Consider the following 19,683-nt stretch of genomic DNA (forward strand, 5'->3'; position numbering starts at 1 on the left):
CGAAAGACGAAGAAGAAAACCAGGAACGATTGGTGCATTTTTATCCCAGAAACTATTATATTTGAATGAATCAAAAATTCTATTCTCCATGTCGAATCATCATCGGACATTTTATGATCCATCAAAATCACCGATGGTTTACCTAATTATTTTATGGGTTGTTTTGACGGCATTTAATATCAACAAGGCATTCCACATTGATGATGCTTTTCATTTAGAAGCGGCTGAAAACATCAGATTGCATCCTTGGAAGCCAATGTCTAGTTGGATAAATTGGGAAGATTCACCTACCTTGATGTTCAATGGGAACAATCCGCCATTTTTTTTCTATCTGATTAATTTTTACCAATTACTTTTTGGACACAGTGAAGTATCACTACATTTATTTTTATCTGTTTTCACTTTTTTATCTCTATTCTATTTTTATCAATTAGGCCAACTTTTACAGGTAAAATCTCCCTTGACCATGTTAAGCATTTTTGCGTTTTGCCCTGCTTTCGTGGTTAACCAAAATGTCATGTTAGATATTCCAATATTGGCCATATCGCTAGGTATCATGTACTATCTTTTAAAAGGCCAGAAACATGACAAATTCAGCTATTACATCATTTCTGCCATTTTACTTTCCTTTGGAATATTCATAAAATATTCATTAATACCCCTATTCTTTGTCATACTATGGACGATTTTCATCACGAAAAATTACCAAAAAAGTATCGTACTCATCATTCCAATAATCCTATTTCTGCTTTGGTCTCTTTGGAATTATATTGAATTCGGACAAACACACATTTACAAAATTCTTACTAAACCGAAGCCTGAGGTCCAAATAAATATATTAGTAAGCCTTAGAGCAAAAACAGTGGGATTTTTAGGTACATTAGGTTCAATTACCACATTTACGGTTATTTTCATCTACTCACTAATCCCGAAAAAAGAAATTCGACTCTTGACGCTATTGGCCTGTCTATTTTTGGTTATTTCTATTCCACTCGTTTATTTCAAACAAATAGAGGAGACCATTTTTAATCGATTATTAAACATCATTTTCATCCTAAACGGACTTATTTTAATTGGACTTTTAACCTTCCAATCGATCTCTTCTTGGTTAGCAAAAAAAAACGAATACCTAAAATCACAGGAGTTTGTGATTCTTATCTATGTAACATCCGTTTCAGCATTTCTTATCCTTATAGCACCTTTCAATGCCACCCGTCACACCTTATTAATTATTCCTTTCATCATCTTACTGGGGCACAAACATTTTGACTACACGAAACGCATCCTACATAAATACGTGATTGCGGCGACAGTCATATTGGCGACCTTACTCGGAATTTCAGATTGGCTTATTGCCGATTTTTATCGAAAAAATGCACAAAAAATACATCTCAAAAACGCAACAGTTTGGTCAATTGGTCATTGGGGGTGGCAATGGTATTCCAAACAAGCAGGAATGTTAATTTATGCGAAAAATGCCGATTTTAATGTCAGAAATGAAGATTATGTTGTTTTCCCTCAACATGTACACAAGCAAACCTTGAGTAAGGAAATTGGATTAGATACAATTAAAATCATAACTGAACCTTCTACAATTTTCACGTTTTTTTCAGGCATTAATAAAGGCACCATGTATTCATCCTCGCATAAAATCCCAGCATGGAGTTTATCCAATTCACCTATTGATACCATTTTTGTATGTCGAGTCAACAAGGAGTTAGGAATGGAAGTTGCCGAAACGAGAATTAGATCAGACAAGGATTTATTCAATGAAATCAAATATCAATCTAAAACAAAAAACCTCCCTTTGGATTCATTAATCAAAAGGGAGGCAAGGAAGTATATTGAACAACAAAGGAATAAAAAACACTATTTTAATTAAAAAAATCTAATTTTATATTGTTTTAAATTAATCATCCCATTTATTGAAAAAATACACGATCCTTTTTGATTTAATTTCCATTCAAGGTTTCATCAACGGCGGAGCCGAATTCGCGTATAAAACTTTAAAAAGTGTCTTAGAAAAATACGATCCGGATAGACAGAATTTGATTTTTCTCTATGATTCAAAAATACCGTTTGTTTATGATGGGACTTCACCAAACTACCTAGAAAAAGAATTACATTTTAAGTGCATCGATATATCTCGTGAAAAAAGTATTGGGCAAATAATTTCCCAACATAACATAGATGTATTTTTTGTTGGCATTGGTCAACGATTGGAAAATTACCCATTTTCAGACATACAATGCAGGATGATCATTTTTTTTCTCGACCTATCCAATACCGAAATACATCATTATGGGTTCGAATATATACTTCGTTCAAAATCAGCATTTAAACTTTTTAAAGTATTTGTGAGAGACCAATTAAATGCTATCCTCAAGTATTTGAATAAAAAGAAAATGGAACAACTTTTTACATTTGCAGCCAATAAAAATGTAGAAATATACACAGTTTCGGAATATTCAAAAGCGTCGCTGAACTATTTTTACCCCAACATTAAGTCCCCAATTTCGGTGATCTATTGTCCTGAAAAAATCATTGTACATGACCCAAACATAAGTAATACCCAACTGAAAGAAATAATCGACTCAAAAATTGATTATTTTATCATTTTGGCCGCTGACCGTATATTTAAAAATGCCAAATTCGCACTGGCAGTATTTGAAAAATTTGCCAAAGAAAATCCTCATTTTTATCTTTTAACCATTGGCATCGAAAATAAAGAATTTCCAAATCATTTAACATTGCCCTATTTGTCATCTTCGGATTTAGATCATGCTTTAAAAAATTCGTACAGCTTGATTTTCCCAACCCTATTTGAAGGATTTGGCTATCCTCCCATTGAGGCCATGAAATATGGGAAACCGATTGTATGTTCAAACGTATGTTCGATTCCTGAAATTTTATCAGACGCGCCCATCTACTTTTCACCCTTTTATCAAGTTGATTTATTTAAAGCCTTGAAAAGAGTTGAAATTGAATACGAACAACTTAGCGAAAAATCATTACTGAGGTATCAGATAATCAACAAAAAACAATCTGAATCGTTGGAAAAATTATCAAAAACGATTCTTAATTTTTAATTCACATCTGATCTAATCATATCAAATGCAGGTTTCTATCATCATTGTCAACTATAATACCAAGTTATTAAGCTTTCATTGCATTCAATCGATCTATGAATATACCGCTGACCTTGATTTTGAAATAATCGTTGTAGATAATGCTTCAAGTGATCATTCCATTGAATACCTAGAGTCGTTTTTCCCAAAAGTTAGATATATCCACTCTCCAACCAATGTTGGATTTGGACTTGCCAATAATTTGGGTTGTTTAGCGGCGAAAGGAGAATTTATTTTTTTATTAAACTCGGATACCTTATTGATAGAAAATTCCATCAAAAAACTGTTTGATTTTTATCAAGCAAATGAAAAGCCATTGAAGCTAGGCGTGGTCGGTTGTAAGTTATTGGACATCGACAGGCGCATGAATAGCCTTGGCGATGATTTCCCCACTTGCAAAACAGAAATAATGAAAATGATTATTTCAATCATTCCACTAAACTCGTTTAAACAATTAGTTAAAAGCTTATTAAAAAAATCATTAGAAAGATGGGGCTTTCTTTCAACGAGGCAAAATCATTTCGAACAGGATAGCTTCCAAATTGATTATGTAATTGGCGCCAATATGTTTTTACGAAAAGACACTTTTGATCAATTTAAAGGCTTTTCAAAGGATTATTTCATGTATTACGAAGAAGTCGATTTGCAAAAAAAAATGTCCAATATGGGATTAAGCAATCGAATCTTTACAGGAACTGAAATAATTCATATCGAGGGTGGTAGTAAGTTGAATTCAAATAATAAACGATTGATCAGCCATCAAAGTAGGTACCATTTTCTAAAAAACCATGACCCTAAACACTTTATTTATTTCCGGATTGTGCAATATTTATACATCTTACTCAGTGTTTTCCATTTCAAATTCACTTGGAAAGAAAATGTCAAATATGCTAAAGAGATGATTTCATTTATTTATCATTCATAAATTTCCCTTTTAAAAATACAAAATGAAATATTACTTAGTGATCATCCTGCCATTTTTTACCGCAATGATGCTTAACGTATCGTGTCAACAAGTAAATTCCAAAAAGATAATAGAACTTTCCTCTCCCAATAAAAAAATAAAATTTCAGCTTTTTACAGAGAACGATAAATCATCACTACAATATACATTGGACTGGAAGGATTCAGTTATCATTGAAAAATCAAATATAGGCTTACTTCTAGAAGGGGAAGAATTTGACCATCTGACCATAAGAGGAATTCAAAAAATTAAAAAAGACACTCTATTTTCTCCCGTTATTGCATCCAAACGTAAAACGTTTAGAGACCGATATAATGCCCTTTTAATTCAATTTGATCAACCACTTGCATTAGAAATTCGTATGTATGATGAAGGCTTGTCCTACCGTTGGATCGGAAAAGCAAGTCATTCACTCAAAGTTTTGAACGAGACATTTGACGTAAATCCGAAAGGAGATCCTAAAATTTATTATGCACCTTATCAGCAAGAACTAAAGGCCGCCTCTTTTTTAAATTATCTTGCTATTCAAAGAGACAAAATCAGAGATTATTTTAAGGTCGGCAAAAAATTTGAAAGCCATTTTGAAACCCAATACCGAAGCAGTAAAATTTCAGAAAGTCTTAAAAACACCTTTTACTTTGTACCTGCTTTGATTCAAACGCAAAATCAAAAATACCTTGTCATCGCTGAATCAGATGTGATTGATTATCCGGGAATGATCTTACAAAGGTCATCACAAAATAGCATCAATGCACATTTTTCACCTTATCCCCTAGAGGAACAAATACCGAATGATACAATCAATTATTCCAAATTGAAATCTGTTACCCAATTCGCCAAATATATCGCAAAAACCAAAGGCCAGAGAAATTTTCCATGGCGCGTAATTGCAGTAACAGATAACCCTGCAAGCATTCCCGCTTCGGACCTCATCTTAAAACTTGCAAGTCCGTCTGAAATCAAGGGCGACTTGTCTTGGATAAAACCAGGTCAGATTACCGATGAATGGCTGGTGAATACCAATCTTTTTAATGTGCCTTTCGAGTCTGGGAAAAACACCGCGACCTATCAATATTACATTGACTTCGCTAAGAAATTTGGACTTGAATACATCATGATAGATGAAGGATGGTATTTAAATGGAAATCTAAAAAAGTTAAATAAAGATCTAAATGTAGATTCAATTGTCTCATATGCCAAAACAAAAGGTATTGGGGTCGGACTATGGTTTAATGCCGTTTTATTAGAAGAAAATTTGGAGGAAACGCTAAGTTTATACGCCTCCAAGGGCATCCAAATCATTATGATTGACTTTATCAACAGGAATGATCAAAAGGCCATGAATTTCTATGCGAAAATGGCAAAGGCTTGTGCAAAATACCATTTAATGATAAATATACATTCAGCACCTGCCCCAGCTGGATTTGAAATTACCTATCCAAATGCCATTTCACGTGAGGGAGTTATGGGTTCTGAATGGAATGGATGGAGTACCTTCATTACTCCCAATCATAATCTGACCATTCCATTCACCAGAATGTTTTCAGGGTCCTTGGATTATGAACCAGGATTATTAGACAATTCAGCCAAGAATGGATTCAGAAATATCGATGGAAGACCCATGTCACAAGGTACACGTGCGCATCAGATAGCGATGTACGTAATTTATGACAGCCCATTGCAGTACTTTGTAGGAAATCCATCACAAGGATTCAAAGAACCTGAAATGATGCATTTTATTGGAGACATTCCTACCACTTGGGATGAAACCATCGTTCTGAAGGGAAAACCCGGAGAATACATCGTTACCGCCCGCCAAAAAGATGGCATTTGGTATTTAGGGGCCATGAACAATTGGACAGAAAGAATCATTCGTATTGATCTTTCCAAACTAGGATTAAAACGATATCAACTAAACGGAATAACAGACGGTGTGAATAGTAATAAGTATGCCTCAGATTATGTAATGATATCCCAAAAAGGAGATGCTAAAGAAAAAATGACCATTCACTTAAGCAAAGGTGGCGGTGGTGTTTGGAGAATTGAGACTATTAAAAGTGATTTATAATGTAAGGGATAAAGGATGAGAATTGCTGAGATAAACAGCACTAAAAATTTCTAATTCAATTGGTATTTTAACTACATTACAGCGGTACATAATCAGAGTGAAAAAAAATTAGCTATTAAAAGACAAATGATTATTTAAAAATGGAACAAATAAAAACATGTAATCCGAAGGTAATTCTTCCAGAATCGATCATTGGACCCTCAACAAAGATCGGTTTAAAAACATCATCGATTCACGGACATGGCATTTTTTCAAATACCGAAATAGCAAAAGGTGAATTAATCGAAGAAGCTAAAATGTTAAAGCTTAGCTATAGATCCAAAATTATTCAGGATTCTGTATTGGTCAATTATGCTTGGTTAAATACAGCATGTAATTGTGATCTGTGTCAAAAAGATGGTCAAGAACAATACATAGCCTTGGGATTTGGATCGATTTATAATCACTCAAAAAACCCAAATACCGTTATTAAAATTGATTTCGCAACGGAAACAATGAAAATATATGCAAACCGAATAATAGAAAAAGATGAGGAAATTTTAGTCAATTATGGCCCCAAATATTGGCTAATCAGGGAGTTTTGGAAAAAAGTGAGTGGAGAATAATGATCAACTTATGAATCACAAATATTACACTCATTTTGGAACAAAGACACCCAAACACCTATGAATTTCTAAGAAAAACAAAAAAATCATAAAGGCTGTATTACTACCTTCTTATTTTAATTTTCGGGTGTTAGGCAATTATATTGACTGCCTTAATGGAGTTAGTTTTGTTGCATAGAGTGTTCAAAAAATAATCTTTAGCTAACTTCTAATACTTTATTTTTTCTTTTAGCTCCAAAAAATTCGAGCCGACCGAAAGGCAAAATGTTACTATTTTTAAAAGTTTGTACTATATGCTTTACTATCAACACTTTTTACTCCTTAAAATTGATAAAATAAGAAATTAATATGATTATCATTAAACTAAACGGTGGTTTAGGAAACCAATTATTTCAGTATGCATTTGGTAGATATTTAGCAATCCTGTTTAATACAAAGGTGAAATTTGATTTGCAATTTCATAGCAACGGCGAAAATTATACAACACGCGAGTTAGGCCTTACAAAATTTAAAATAGATTTAGAAATTGCTTCCCTTGAAGAGATTCGTAATTATAAGTTATTTAATAATGAATTTTTGTCAAGAATTGAAAGAAAACTGATTCAACAAATCCCACTTACAAGTAAGAAGGTTTCCGTTGAAAAACTATTTGAGATAATCCCCTCTTTTAGAAATAATTGCTATTATGACGGGTATTGGCAATCCGAATATTATTTTGAGCCTATAAAAGATATTATTCGAAAAGACCTGACACTTGGGTATGATTTGGATGAATCTAATAAAAAACTTGCTAATGAAATCTCCAAATCAACATCCATAAGTCTTCACGTGAGAAGAGGGGATTACCTATCCATTCAATCTAATTATGAAATTTTTAATGTCTGTGATTTAGACTACTATTTAAGAGCCATTGAAATAGTTAAAGAAAAATTTCCAAATCCATTTTTCTATGTTTTTTCAGATGACATAACATGGGCTAAACAGGTTTTTAAGGAGAAAATTTTTAAGATAGTAGATATTAACCCTAACAATCCTAGTGCAGATATGTACCTGATGAGTCAATGTAAGCATAATATCATTGCCAATAGTACTTTTAGTTGGTGGGGAGCTTGGTTAAATACTTACGAACTTAAACTGGTTATCGCACCTAAAAAATGGTATATAAATAATAAATTAAATGCCAAGGCAGTCAAAAATTTAATACCAGAAGACTGGCTCATCATCTAATTGACTTAAAATGAATTGGCAAATGATAAGGTTTTGAACTTGAGGGTAAAGCAGGCGGGTTTAAGCAAATCAAAAAAGACCTTTCTCAAAAAGTGACATGGAGTTTTGTTGATTTTTTTTCTAATCGTCGATTATATTAGCCTAATTCTTTTATTTTAAAATATCCGATTCATTCTTTGTGAAACATTTCAGATATATCTATTCTCGATGAAATAACAGTTATTAGTGAAAATCAGATTATTGAATCAAATATATCAAACATTCAATTTATTACTTTAAATTTTCGGGTAAAACTTAGGGATGTTCTTTTATTGTCTTATTTAACTTTTAAAGACAATTATTTTAAAACCAAAAACAAAAAAAATGTTAAAACAAATTATTAAATACGTTAGAAAAATAATTGGAACAGATAAAATTATTTTAAATCAAGAGAGAAATAGAAAACAACTTTTGTTGATAAGTAATGCGTTAATAATATTAATGCAGGAAAAAAGTAGCGTTAAAGAATCTATTATTTACAAGAAAGCAAACGAGTTGAAAAGTCTCTTGAGTCCAAAAAAAGTCTTAGGTTTTGAGCTAATTAGAGTAGGTAAGAAGAATGATGGCGGCTATGTTATGCTTAATAATGATTTCTTTAAATCTAGTTCAATTGCTTATAGTTTTGGTATTTCAAATGACACATCATGGGACCAAGCTATTGCTAATCTTGGTAAAGATATTTACATGTATGATCATACTATCAATAAATTGCCTACAAATAATCCAAAATTCAATTTTTTTAAAATTGGTTTAACAGGTTCTTTAGTTTCTCCTAATCTTAAAACGATTGAAGAGCTATTAATTATAAACAAACATCAAGATGAAACTAATTTGTTAATGAAAATGGATATCGAAGATTGTGAATGGGATGTTTTTAATACCGTTTCAAGTGATATACTGAATCAATTTTCACAAATTGTTCTTGAATTTCATAATTTATCCCCCTTTTTAGACAACGCAAAATATAACATAGTTGTAGATGTTTTAAAAAAAATAAATTTAACACATCAATCTGTACATATCCATGCAAATACTGAATTACCTGTACCACATATTATGTTAGATATTGTATTGCCTGAATTACTTGAAGTAACATTTGTAAGGAAGAAGGATATTGTTAATAACCTTCAGGAGAATGATCAAATATACCCTTTGGATATAGATGAATCAACCTTCCAAAATAATCCAGATTTGTTTTTAGGAAAATTTTAATTGACTACTGAAAATGTAATGTTTTGGATTTAATAGTAATTTTTATTGGGTTGGGAAATCAAATGTCATAATACGCTTTTTTTTTAAAAAAAGTCAATTTATCCCAGGACTGATTTTATAATTTTTGGTTGTGAGCATAATGGATTAGAGTTAGCGAGCGTATTTCATATTGATTGCAGAATTACAACTGTAAATAGATTAAATCGATTTCAAATATCCTAATTCAAATATGGTAACGATTCACTATTCGATAAATCTAATGAATTTTACTTGATCCTTATAAAAGAATTTTAGATGAATATTTTAAAAATGATTTGTTTTAAGATTAATGCTATATTAGTTTAAAAGTAGCGGAAATAGTACAGAATTAGGAGACAGGTAAAATATTGCTGATGGATTATACGTGCTTTAACACAAATATATAGCCGTAATCTTAGATCTAAGATTAACTGAAAGCAAACAAAAGCAAGCAAAAAAACATCAGATTTGTTGTAGTTATGTTGTACCCACCAAACAAAAATGCCCATAAATCATTGATCTACAGGCATTTAATTCACTTTTTAGTGATCGCGTAGGGATTCGAACCCCAAACCTTCTCATCCGTAGTGAGATGCTCTATCCAATTGAGCTACGCAACCAATTTTCCCCTTTCGGGACTGCAAAGGTACAAAAAAGATATCAAAAGCAAAAAAAATAAATAGAATTAATCAATCGAAATTTAAATTCTCATGCAACAACCCCCATAATTACTTTATACTTTTACCTATTACCTATTACCTATTACCTTTTACCTATTACCTTTTACCTATTACCTTTTACCTAAAATCACTTCCCCTTAAACTTCGGACTCCTTTTTTGAATAAATGCCATCACGCCTTCTGCAAAATCCTCTGTTCTACCTGCCTCCGACTGCCAATTTGCCTCTGCAGACAATGCCTCCTCCAAATTCATCTGAGCTACTTTCTGAAAGCCCATTTTCATCAACGATAAGGCCCGCGTAGGCATGGAAGCATACTTTTGCGCAATTTCGTGTACACGATGTTCCCAATCCGATTCTGAAATCACCTCAATCACCCAACCTAATGATTTTGCTTCCTCCGCTCCTACCTTTCTACCACTTGAAGCAATTTCAAAAGCTTTGTGATAACCAACTGTCTGCATCAAAAATGCTGTACTACCAGCATCCAATGTCAAGCCAATTTGTATAAATAATTCTGAAAAATATGCCGTTTCCTTAGCCAATATCACATCGCAAGCCAATGCTAAACTACATCCCGCACCAGCAGCTGGACCATTTACGGCAGCAATTATAGGCTTTTCTAAATTTCGCAAAGCCATGATCATGGGATTATAAGTTTCTCGTAAAACATTTCCCAAATCCGGATCCACCAAACCCGCCTTTAAGTCGGCACCAGAACAAAATGCTTTTCCATTACCTGTAATTAGTAAAACACGCATGTCATCTGAAACTTGGGCCTTTTCCGCCACATCCCGTATTTCATGAATCAATCCAGCGTTTAATGCATTAAAAACTGATTCTCTATTTAGGTTCAGTTTCCAAATGGCTCCATGTTTTTCTAGTGTGAGAAATTGATATGACATATGTTAAGGTTTAGGATGATTAACCATTTCTAATTTGTACATCCAAGTTAAGGCAATATTTTTAGCTTTCAACTTCGCTTCCTCAGCTTTGGGACCTTCAAAAAAAGTATCCATATTGGCGTTAAATAACTCAATCCAATGATCAAAATGCGCTGGAGTAAGCGGATGAACTTGATTTATTTTCAAATGAGGCTGCATAGGCGCACCTCGATAGGAATTCCCATCTAACAAAAGCATTTCCCAAAAATCATACATTTTTGGCAAATGGTGTTCCCAATCTACTTTGGCAATATCGACAAAGACATGTCCCACCAAATCTTTGGAAACCATGTTCTTGTAAAAACCATCCACAAATAACTTGATATCCTCTTTTGTTTCGATATCCTTCTTCATTATCGAGTTTTTATTTTACTCAACAAGTTGCTTCCTACTTTGGTTCCTTGCTTGAATCCTTCATCTAAAGCAGGTCGAAAGTGAATTCCACCGTATAATCGAGAAATAGATGCTTCATTGGCAGCTTGTAAAAAGGAAGTGAATTTTCTTGGTGGTATCCCATAAGGTATCTCCGTTGAATCTGAAAAAGCAATTTGATCGCCCATCACTTTGGTCAATACTGTCGCAGCTGAAGCCGATATGGTACTATGACCAGAGGTGTATTCTGGAAAGGGAGGAGTCTGCAAAACTGGCAACCATGCCTTATCAATACTGGCATTGATGATCGTCTCTGGGCGAATTCGAATTGAACGATATTTCTCATCCCAACAAGCAATAAATCCATCAAAAATAGCCATGGATGTCATCACTAATGCTTCAGCCGTCTCCATGTGCGACTTTTTTAATTGTCGAGAAACTTGACCAACAATTCCTAACCAGTGTCCGCCTGGCGACATTTTTTTGGTTGCAAACATAGCATGGCCGGTAATATTCATTTTGAATGGATTACAATCCCAAAAATTAGCAATACTCCTTTGCTCCTCCGTTAAATGATTCACTGTTTCATAAACTTCCATTACTTCTTTGTAGTAAGCGCTTCCTTTGGTCAAATCAAATTTTGATGGCGCAGGTGCTTTAAATTGTCCAGATGAATCCAATGTAACCGGCCTAATTTTGGTCCAATAAGGTTCAACGGCATCCAAATATGCTGGAGGAGTGGGTGTCCAGGTTCCTGGTAAATTTGTCACAGTATAGCGAAAGCCTCGAGTTTGCTTATAATTATCCTTCGATGAGTATTTAATGATGGATGCTGCAACAGAATCTCCAAAGGCGATTGATCGCTCGTAGACATCGGTAGGAATTCCTGTTTTTTTATAATCTTCCTCCATTTTTTTATCAAACTCATCATATAATTCTTGGGCGAAGGTTAGTTTTTTGCCAACAGATAAAAATGCCCGTACAGAAGCTAGTGGATAACAATATTCTTGACCAGCTTCAGGTTTTGCTACATTTTCAAAACCATTTAATTGACCAACCAATGATTTATAACCTTTATTTCCAGGAATAGCAGCTTCGTATGCCGCAATGCTAGCATACATATAAATTCGAGAAGAAACCGGTGGCGCAAAAATATCATGGATAATACTTTCGGTTAACATCGTCTCAGAACGAATTAAAAATTCAGGATTAGAAGCTTCTTTTTGATAATCTGGATTACTTTTTTGACAAGAAAAAGTCAGAAAAGCCAAAGCGGTAAATAAATAGATAGATTTCATTTTTTAGGGAATTATTAACCCTGCAATTTACGAATTTATGAATCAAAAACATGCGTATTTTTATTGGTAAAACAATTTGCCTATTCTCTTACCTATTACCATTTACCTATTAATGCGAATTAAGGGTTAAAAACTAAAATTCAGGATCTTTTCCAATAATTGTGGCTAAATCAAATTTAATTACATTTTTCCTGGCCAACAATGCAATTTTCTGGCTAATTCATTTTCTAAGGCATTTCTTTTTTTGAAAAAAAAGAAACAAAAAAACTTATTAGTCGCAAGTTAATCCAAGACGAATCAGCAAGCTGACCGATTTTCACTACGCTCTCGGCTATTTTCTTTGACCCTGACGCACATACCCAATGCGCATTGTCAAAGCTCCGCCTACCGCTACGTTCAAATCTTTCGTCGGGATTAACCAAAAGTTCATTGATGAGCTTGAAAAAAAAGAAATAGCGTTGGCTGAGCGGCGACGAAGCCAAAAGCGGTATTAGAGAAATGAAAATCAGATATTTTGACTCTTAATTCGCATTATTACCTAATACCTATTACCTTTTACCTTTTACCTTTTACCTTTAAACTATTACCTTTTACCTATTACCTTTTACCTATTACCTTTTACCTATTACCTTTTACCTATTACCTTTTACCTATTTACCTCTCTTCAAACGCTGCTTGTAAAGATGGAAAAGAAACATAATCACCAATCAGCTCAATATTTTTTTGTTTGGCAGCTAATTCTAGTTCTATAAATGCACCCACTTTAGGTAAAGCAAATGGAATATCGTAAACCTTCAAAAACTTTAAGCCCTTCAATTTTCCTGTAAATCGAATTAATTCTGATACAATTTCTTGATCGCCAATTTGGTGATTCAAACTACTTACACTAATCAATTTTTTATCCTTAGGAGCATAATTGGGATTCACATTCGACAAGCAAGAAAAATGTAAAATATCGCTCAAGCCTTTTGGAATTAAATTCAATAAGGGCAATGAATTCGGAAATTCATCCGCTGAAAAATAAAAAGTTTTAACTCTTAAAAAACTCGATTTAGGAAAATCAACCTGTAATAATTGACTAGCACTTTTAGCATCTGTTGCCATTATCAACTGCGAATAAGCTAATTTTTCACCCGATGAAAAAACGACATATTCTTCATATATCTCTATGATTTCCTGGTTGAATTTGATCGATTCTTTGGGTAATCGAGCAGATAATTGCAAGGGGATGTCTGACATTCCATGTTTGGGTAAAGCTGCCTTTCCATCCAGAAATTGCTTTAAATAGTAGTCAAACAAAGAAGAGGGTTGATCCAAATTCGGATCCAAGAATACTCCCGCAAAAAATGGATAAATGAATTTATTATAAAACCCAGGTGAAAAATTCCATTTTTCTAAATAGCGTAAAACATTCATTTGGGTAGGCATCATAGGCCGTATATTGCCTTGAACCTTTAACCAAAGTACAGCCAATTTACCTATATCTCCAAGGGTTAAAATTCCTGCGAAATAGGATTTAAACAATTCAAAAGGATTATTTAAGGGATTCAAAAATGGATAAAATCGATCATTTTGGTACAGATAAGCCCCTGATTGAAAATAACTTAAATCCAATTTAGCTAAATCCAAGTTTTGTTGCACTCCAAGATAGGAGGTTTGTAAAACTTGAAATCCATGATCCAATATAAATCCCTCCAAATGATCTGATTGAATTCTCCCTCCCACTCTATCCGATTTTTCTAACAAAACAAAAGGTATTGATTGGCTATATAAACGATAAGCTGCTTGTAAACCTGCCATTCCTGCACCAACAACAAGCACTGGTTTTTCCATTTCTTTTTTCATCCTTTTCTAAGAATTATGCAATATTTCTTACTGAACATTGATATTTTAAACTTTTAAATCCTAAGTTTGTTTAAATTTCAAACAAAGCTCACAATCATACAAAAGATTAACGTCTTTTTTATTATTTTGCAGATTAAATGAATTCCTTAGAATGAATTACAAAATTAAGGCAGAAAAAGAGTACAAATACATCGACGAAGGTAAAGGCGATATTTTATTGCTTTTGCATGGTTTGTTTGGAGCCTTAAGTAATTGGCAAGGAGTAATCGAACATTTCAAAAAGGATTACCGAGTTATCATTCCATTGATGCCCATTCATGACATGCCCATCAAAGAGGCAGGATGTGAGGGGCTAACCGTTTTTATTGAAGGATTCATTGAACACTTAAACTTAGAAAAGTTCAGTTTAATAGGTAATTCTTTGGGCGGTCATGTCGCATTGATTTACACCTTAAAACATCAACATAAAGTTCAAAGATTAATTTTAACTGGCTCATCTGGACTATTTGAAAATTCCATGGGTGGTTCATATCCCAAACGTGGAAATTACGAATACATCAAAGAAAGAGTAGAATACACGTTTTATGACCCAAAGACGGCCAGCAAAGAATTAGTTGATGAAGTATTTGAAATCACCAATAGCATTCCAAAAGTTTTGAGAATCATTGCCATTGCAAAATCTGCTCAAAGAAATAATATGGCAAAAGAAATTGTTCATATTTCTACACCAACCTTATTAATTTGGGGTTTAAACGATACTATTACACCACCGCAAGTTGGACATGAGTTCAATACCTTAATCAAAGGATCAGAGCTACAATTTATAGATAAATGTTGCCACGCTCCCATGATGGAAAGACCCGAAGAATTTAATGCAATTTTAGATAAATGGCTGAGCAATAACCCTGTGTAAGCATGATGATATTATCTTTTTTATCGTTCGACTACCCTACGCTGAATCTGCAAGATTCTTTACAAAAAGCATTAAATACCCTCCATAAATCAAAAAAAATAGCATTAGCAGTTTTGGATGGGAAAAATTTCATTGGAAATATCGATAAGGATACTTTACAAAAATTTCCATTTCCAGAAATGAAATTACTTGAATTGAAGTCGGAACTCTCCAACTGGAAAATGGAATCAGAAGAAGATTTATTGGCCAGCATACCCGTTTTTGACCAAAGTAAATACGACCTTTTAGCCATTACAGATGAACAACAAAAATGGCTAGGCTATTTGGAATTAAGTACATTACAAAATGAACTTTTTTGTACCGGTTTCAACTCAGACAATGGTGGCGTCATCAAAATCCCCTTTCATGTTCAACGAGACAATTTTTCGCAAATTGCCCGAATCATTGAAGAAGAAAAAGGGCTAATTGTTAGAAGTTATTTAAAAACAAAAGACAAATCCTATCCAGAACTTGTCATACAAGTAGAGTGCAGTCAGTTTTCTACATTGATTCAAAGTTTGGAAAGACATGGATTCCTGGTTGAAAAAGCCTTTCGTTTTGGAACTCAACAACCAGAAGGTGAATCCAAACGATTTGACTTATTAATGAAATATTTAAATCCATAATTTTGAGTTTAAAATTAGCTATTCACGGAAAGAAATTCAACGAGGAGACTCTTCCTTTAATGAAGAAGCTTTGGGAAGATATCTCAAGTAAGAATTGTCAAATTACCCTTTCTGAAAGTTTCAAATCACATCTTCTTGAGCATCAATTTGATGTAGCTAATCTTAGCTCTTACGTAGAGAACGAAGGCCCTTCAGATGTTGATATGATTTGGAGTATCGGTGGCGATGGAACCCTTTTAGAGACCTTAACGCACACAGGACCCAAGCAAACACCTATTTTAGGTATCAATACTGGCCGCTTAGGGTTTTTAGCAACATTATCCCCTCCAGATGTATCCACTGCCTTGGATGAATGCTTAAACGGAAACTATCGAATTGAAGATCGCTCCTTGGTCAGTGTAAAATCTGATTTAGATTTGTTTAAAAATAAATCATTCGGACTCAATGAAGTGGGGATCATGAAAACTGATACATCTTCCATGATTGTGATAAAAGCTTTTGTAGATGGAAACTTTTTAAATACCTATTGGGCGGATGGTTTAATTGTTTCAACAGCTACTGGCTCAACAGGTTATTCTCTATCTGTAGGTGGACCTTTGGTGATGCCAACTTCTGAAAATTTTATCATTGCTCCTATGAGTCCACATAATTTGAATGTGAGACCTTTGGTCGTTTCCAATGAGTCCAAATTACGATTTGAAGTAAGTAGTCGAAGTCAAAATTTCCTAATATCATTGGATTCAAGATCAAAAGTGGTAGATAGCCAATATGCCATTGAAGTTCAAAAAGAAACCTTCCCAGCCAAATTGGTTAAAATTGCGGGAGATGATTTCTTAAAAACTCTCAGAAATAAATTGAATTGGGGTTTGGACGTCAGAAATTAAAAAAGGTGGAAACAAATTGCTCCCACCTTTCACAATAAATAAACCACTTGTTTGCAATTTCGAAATGAGATATCGAAAAGGCACTCACAAATTACAATCAATTCATTTGACTCTATAATAGTTTATTGATAATTACTTACAATTATCAATTAGTTGATAAAATTCTAAAAATTATAATTACCTGATAGCATCCAATAGCCAGGCAACAGACTACTTCTAATCATTTGAGAAGAATAATTGGTATTGTTAATCTGATTAAAATATTTGGTATTCAAAATATTTTTCCCTGTTAATGCCAAACGAATATTTTTGTTTGGTCCGAATTTCCTTTCCACTTTCACATCAACGAATGAAAAATTCAAATGACTCATAATATCAGGTTTGTAATACTCCCAAAGTATCCAAGAAGCGTATTTCTTAGATAAGTTAAATTTACATTTAAAAGCATTATTGAAGGAGGTATTTTGATTCTGAAAAAAATCACCTTTATATTCCATTAACATCAAACTAATCTTGTTTTCAACATCCATCATTTTCCCTGACATCGTCCGAATATCGAATACGGATTGATACGAATATTGAAAATATTCATTTAAGTCAGTAGAGGATAATTTATTAAAGCTATTGCCCAACAATAAATTGGAAGTATGGCTAAGGTTTAACTTCCAAGGAAAAATATATTTGTCAATCGAATAAGAAAAATTAGTAAAGTAATTCATCCTTGGAACTTGAAAAAACATCATTTGACTGATATTTTCATTGATATTTATTTCTGACACATAGATGTTTTTTGATGCCACTCTACTCAAAATTAGATGCTGATTGATTCCTGTGTTTAAATTTTCATCCCTTAATCCCACTGAAAATTGTTGATTTTCGATCATATCTAAATTAATCTGATTCTCAACCGTTCCCCGATTTTGATTCACGACCTTTTGAAGAAAAAAGTACTTTTCTGGCGCAGCAGTTTGATCCATTTTACCATTCAAAAAAAGTTTGGTATAAGTTCTCAGTTGATGACTAATCTCAAAATTAACATTTACATAATTGGTGAATTTTTGTTGTTGCACCTTATTCCATTCATCATCAAACCGTTGATTCATTTGATTCAAACTTATATCTGATTCAACATGCCATTTATTTTTATCGAAGGCTACATTCACATGTTGAAAAAATTGACTTTTTCTTAAATGATTTTGATTCACATATTCAGAGGTTGTATAGGCGTTTTCTAACAATGCGGAATTAAAATTCAAATTTTGATGCGAAAAACCAGCAGAAATTTGAAAGTTAATATTCCTGAATTTTCGATACAATATCCATTTATTTAACAGACTACTTTTCTGATAAGCTAAGGTTTGATAATTAGAAAACACGTCTATTTTATCGGAATATGACATATTTTGAATAGGAAGAAATTCTTGAGGCGTCCAAGTCATAGCAAAATGACCAATGTATTGAAAAACGTTTTTCTTATACTTCCGACTAAAATCAATTACGTTATTCCAAATTTGTTCAGAGCTTTTTAACAAGGTTTGATTTGGCTGACCATTATTTCGGGTATAAGAGACTGGATGATACAATTCATTTGAAAACAAACTGGATTCTACAATCAATTGTCTTTTTACATCATCTTTGAATTTCAATTTCACTTCCACTTGTCTCATTGAAATATCCTTATTTGAGGTAATTTCATCGTTGAACATAATTTTATCATTGGGAATGGCAAAATTCGTTTTGGTCAATTCATTGGAAAATAATTGATCATTTAATAAAAATACATTGGCACGAATACTCCATTGAGAATTGATACGCAAGAGGGTATTCAAATTCAAATTCTTTTGATTATTGATCGTCGTTCTTCGATCGGAAAACATCGAATTGGAAGTTAAACTATTGATAATTTTAGGAGCACTGGGTTTAAAATCTTCAAAAAAAAGATCATTCAATTGAATCGTTTGATCACTAAAAAAATTAAAGGGAGAAGCATTTAATCCTACATTATTATAGGATGTATTAAGGTATGATTTGCTTTTTTGAGAGACTGCAATTAAATCCAACGCAAGATCGAGACTTGGATTTTCGCCTCCACCGATGCCCGCCGTGATATTTTTAGAAAGATCCAAATGACCTTTCTTCAACTTTAAATTTAAGGCAGTGGTTTTTGATTCTGCAAATCCTTTCATTAAAGGATTACTAAAAAAATGATCGATGGCTTCTACTTTCTCTATCATATCCGCAGAAATATTTCGAGTTCCAACAGCATATTTAAATCCAAATAAATCATCGCCATCCAATTGAACTTCTTCCACTTTTTTACCTAAATATTTAAGGCTACCATCATCTTCATTCACCTCAATTCCTGGTAATTTTTTCAATACATCCTCTACATTTCGTTCACTACCGTCTCTAAAAGATTTCACATGAAAAGTAGTTGTATCGCCAATTTGAGTTAAACGCCGATTTTCAACAATGACAACCTCATTTAAGAGTGTTGTTGATTCCTCCAAGACCACCCTAAATAAGGTATCTTTCCTTGGATGTTGAATGAAAAAACTATCTAATTTTGTTTGAAAATTTAAAGCTCTGAATTCGATGTAGAAGACCTTATCTTTTATTTCTTCCAATTCAAATGAAAAAGAACCATCCGATTGAGAAAAATAAAAAGCAGTGAAATCAGCATCTTGAGCAGATTTTTTAACCAATATACTAACGTTGGAAATACCCTTACCTTTTGGATCCTGAATGATACCAGACAACTTTTGTGCCAACAATTTTTGACTCACTATTAAATGAACCAGTACAAGAAAAACTACTTTATA

The 19,683-nt window shown here is 33.1% G+C and carries 15 protein-coding genes and 1 tRNA gene; 10 read left to right on the forward strand and 6 right to left on the reverse strand.

Translation table 11 applies throughout. The annotated features are described in order from the left end of the window. Positions 1 to 88 precede the first annotated feature (88 nt). The 7 genes from V7S76_RS03350 (at position 89) to V7S76_RS03380 (ending at position 9,243) form a co-directional block, all read left to right on the forward strand. Positions 89 to 1,882: an ArnT family glycosyltransferase gene (locus V7S76_RS03350; protein WP_459508615.1), complete on the forward strand. Its 1,794-nt coding sequence runs from the start codon at positions 89 to 91 to the stop codon at positions 1,880 to 1,882. A 43-nt stretch (positions 1,883 to 1,925) separates the two neighbouring features. Next, the gene (locus V7S76_RS03355; protein WP_459508616.1) at positions 1,926 to 3,089 is read left to right on the forward strand and encodes a glycosyltransferase; all 1,164 of its coding nucleotides are present in this window, start codon (positions 1,926 to 1,928) and stop codon (positions 3,087 to 3,089) included. A 25-nt stretch (positions 3,090 to 3,114) separates the two neighbouring features. Continuing rightward, the gene (locus V7S76_RS03360) at positions 3,115 to 4,053 is read left to right on the forward strand and encodes a glycosyltransferase family 2 protein (RefSeq protein ID WP_459508617.1); all 939 of its coding nucleotides are present in this window, start codon (positions 3,115 to 3,117) and stop codon (positions 4,051 to 4,053) included. 22 nt (positions 4,054 to 4,075) lie between these two features. Next, on the forward strand, positions 4,076 to 6,160 hold the full coding sequence (locus tag V7S76_RS03365) for a glycoside hydrolase family 97 protein (protein ID WP_459508618.1): 2,085 nt from the start codon (positions 4,076 to 4,078) through the stop codon (positions 6,158 to 6,160). A 140-nt stretch (positions 6,161 to 6,300) separates the two neighbouring features. Continuing rightward, positions 6,301 to 6,765 carry an SET domain-containing protein-lysine N-methyltransferase gene (locus tag V7S76_RS03370; RefSeq protein WP_459508619.1) on the forward strand — a complete coding sequence of 155 codons (465 nt, stop codon included), beginning with the start codon at positions 6,301 to 6,303 and terminating at the stop codon, positions 6,763 to 6,765. A gap of 348 nt (positions 6,766 to 7,113) precedes the next feature. Beyond that, the gene (locus tag V7S76_RS03375; protein ID WP_459508620.1) at positions 7,114 to 7,992 is read left to right on the forward strand and encodes an alpha-1,2-fucosyltransferase; all 879 of its coding nucleotides are present in this window, start codon (positions 7,114 to 7,116) and stop codon (positions 7,990 to 7,992) included. A 363-nt stretch (positions 7,993 to 8,355) separates the two neighbouring features. Beyond that, entirely contained in the window at positions 8,356 to 9,243 is an 888-nt protein-coding gene (locus tag V7S76_RS03380) for a hypothetical protein (RefSeq protein ID WP_459508621.1), read from the forward strand. A 564-nt stretch (positions 9,244 to 9,807) separates the two neighbouring features. Here the strand turns inward: V7S76_RS03380 and V7S76_RS03385 are convergent. From V7S76_RS03385 to V7S76_RS03405, 5 genes are all read right to left on the reverse strand, one after another. Next, a tRNA-Arg gene (locus V7S76_RS03385) sits at positions 9,808 to 9,881 on the reverse strand. Between the two features lie 187 nt (positions 9,882 to 10,068). Beyond that, a complete protein-coding gene (locus V7S76_RS03390; protein WP_459508622.1) occupies positions 10,069 to 10,845 on the reverse strand; it encodes an enoyl-CoA hydratase/isomerase family protein in 777 nt (258 codons plus the stop codon). A 3-nt stretch (positions 10,846 to 10,848) separates the two neighbouring features. Then, positions 10,849 to 11,238 (reverse strand): group III truncated hemoglobin, encoded by a 390-nt coding sequence (locus tag V7S76_RS03395; RefSeq protein WP_459508623.1) that lies wholly within the window; start codon positions 11,236 to 11,238, stop codon positions 10,849 to 10,851. Next, a complete protein-coding gene (locus V7S76_RS03400) occupies positions 11,238 to 12,554 on the reverse strand; it encodes a vanadium-dependent haloperoxidase (protein WP_459508624.1) in 1,317 nt (438 codons plus the stop codon). Before V7S76_RS03400 ends, V7S76_RS03395 begins: the two co-directional genes overlap by 1 nt. A gap of 654 nt (positions 12,555 to 13,208) precedes the next feature. Further along, positions 13,209 to 14,399, reverse strand: a complete 1,191-nt coding sequence (locus V7S76_RS03405; protein WP_459508626.1) for a protoporphyrinogen/coproporphyrinogen oxidase — start codon at positions 14,397 to 14,399, stop codon at positions 13,209 to 13,211. Positions 14,400 to 14,550: 151 nt separating this feature from the next. Between V7S76_RS03405 and V7S76_RS03410 the strand changes: the two genes are divergently transcribed. From V7S76_RS03410 to V7S76_RS03420, 3 genes are read left to right on the forward strand one after another with little or no spacing between them, the layout of a single operon-like run. Further along, a complete protein-coding gene (locus V7S76_RS03410; RefSeq protein ID WP_459508627.1) occupies positions 14,551 to 15,312 on the forward strand; it encodes an alpha/beta fold hydrolase in 762 nt (253 codons plus the stop codon). A gap of 2 nt (positions 15,313 to 15,314) precedes the next feature. Then, entirely contained in the window at positions 15,315 to 15,977 is a 663-nt protein-coding gene (locus tag V7S76_RS03415) for a CBS domain-containing protein (RefSeq protein WP_459508628.1), read from the forward strand. Between the two features lie 2 nt (positions 15,978 to 15,979). Then, the gene (locus V7S76_RS03420) at positions 15,980 to 16,861 is read left to right on the forward strand and encodes an NAD kinase (RefSeq protein ID WP_459508629.1); all 882 of its coding nucleotides are present in this window, start codon (positions 15,980 to 15,982) and stop codon (positions 16,859 to 16,861) included. A 164-nt stretch (positions 16,862 to 17,025) separates the two neighbouring features. Here the strand turns inward: V7S76_RS03420 and V7S76_RS03425 are convergent, their stop codons facing one another. Beyond that, complete coding sequence (locus V7S76_RS03425; protein WP_459508630.1) at positions 17,026 to 19,647, reverse strand: TonB-dependent receptor; 2,622 nt, start codon at positions 19,645 to 19,647, stop codon at positions 17,026 to 17,028. Positions 19,648 to 19,683: the final 36 nt, after the last annotated feature.

Source organism: Aquirufa sp. ROCK2-A2, assembly GCF_054558485.1.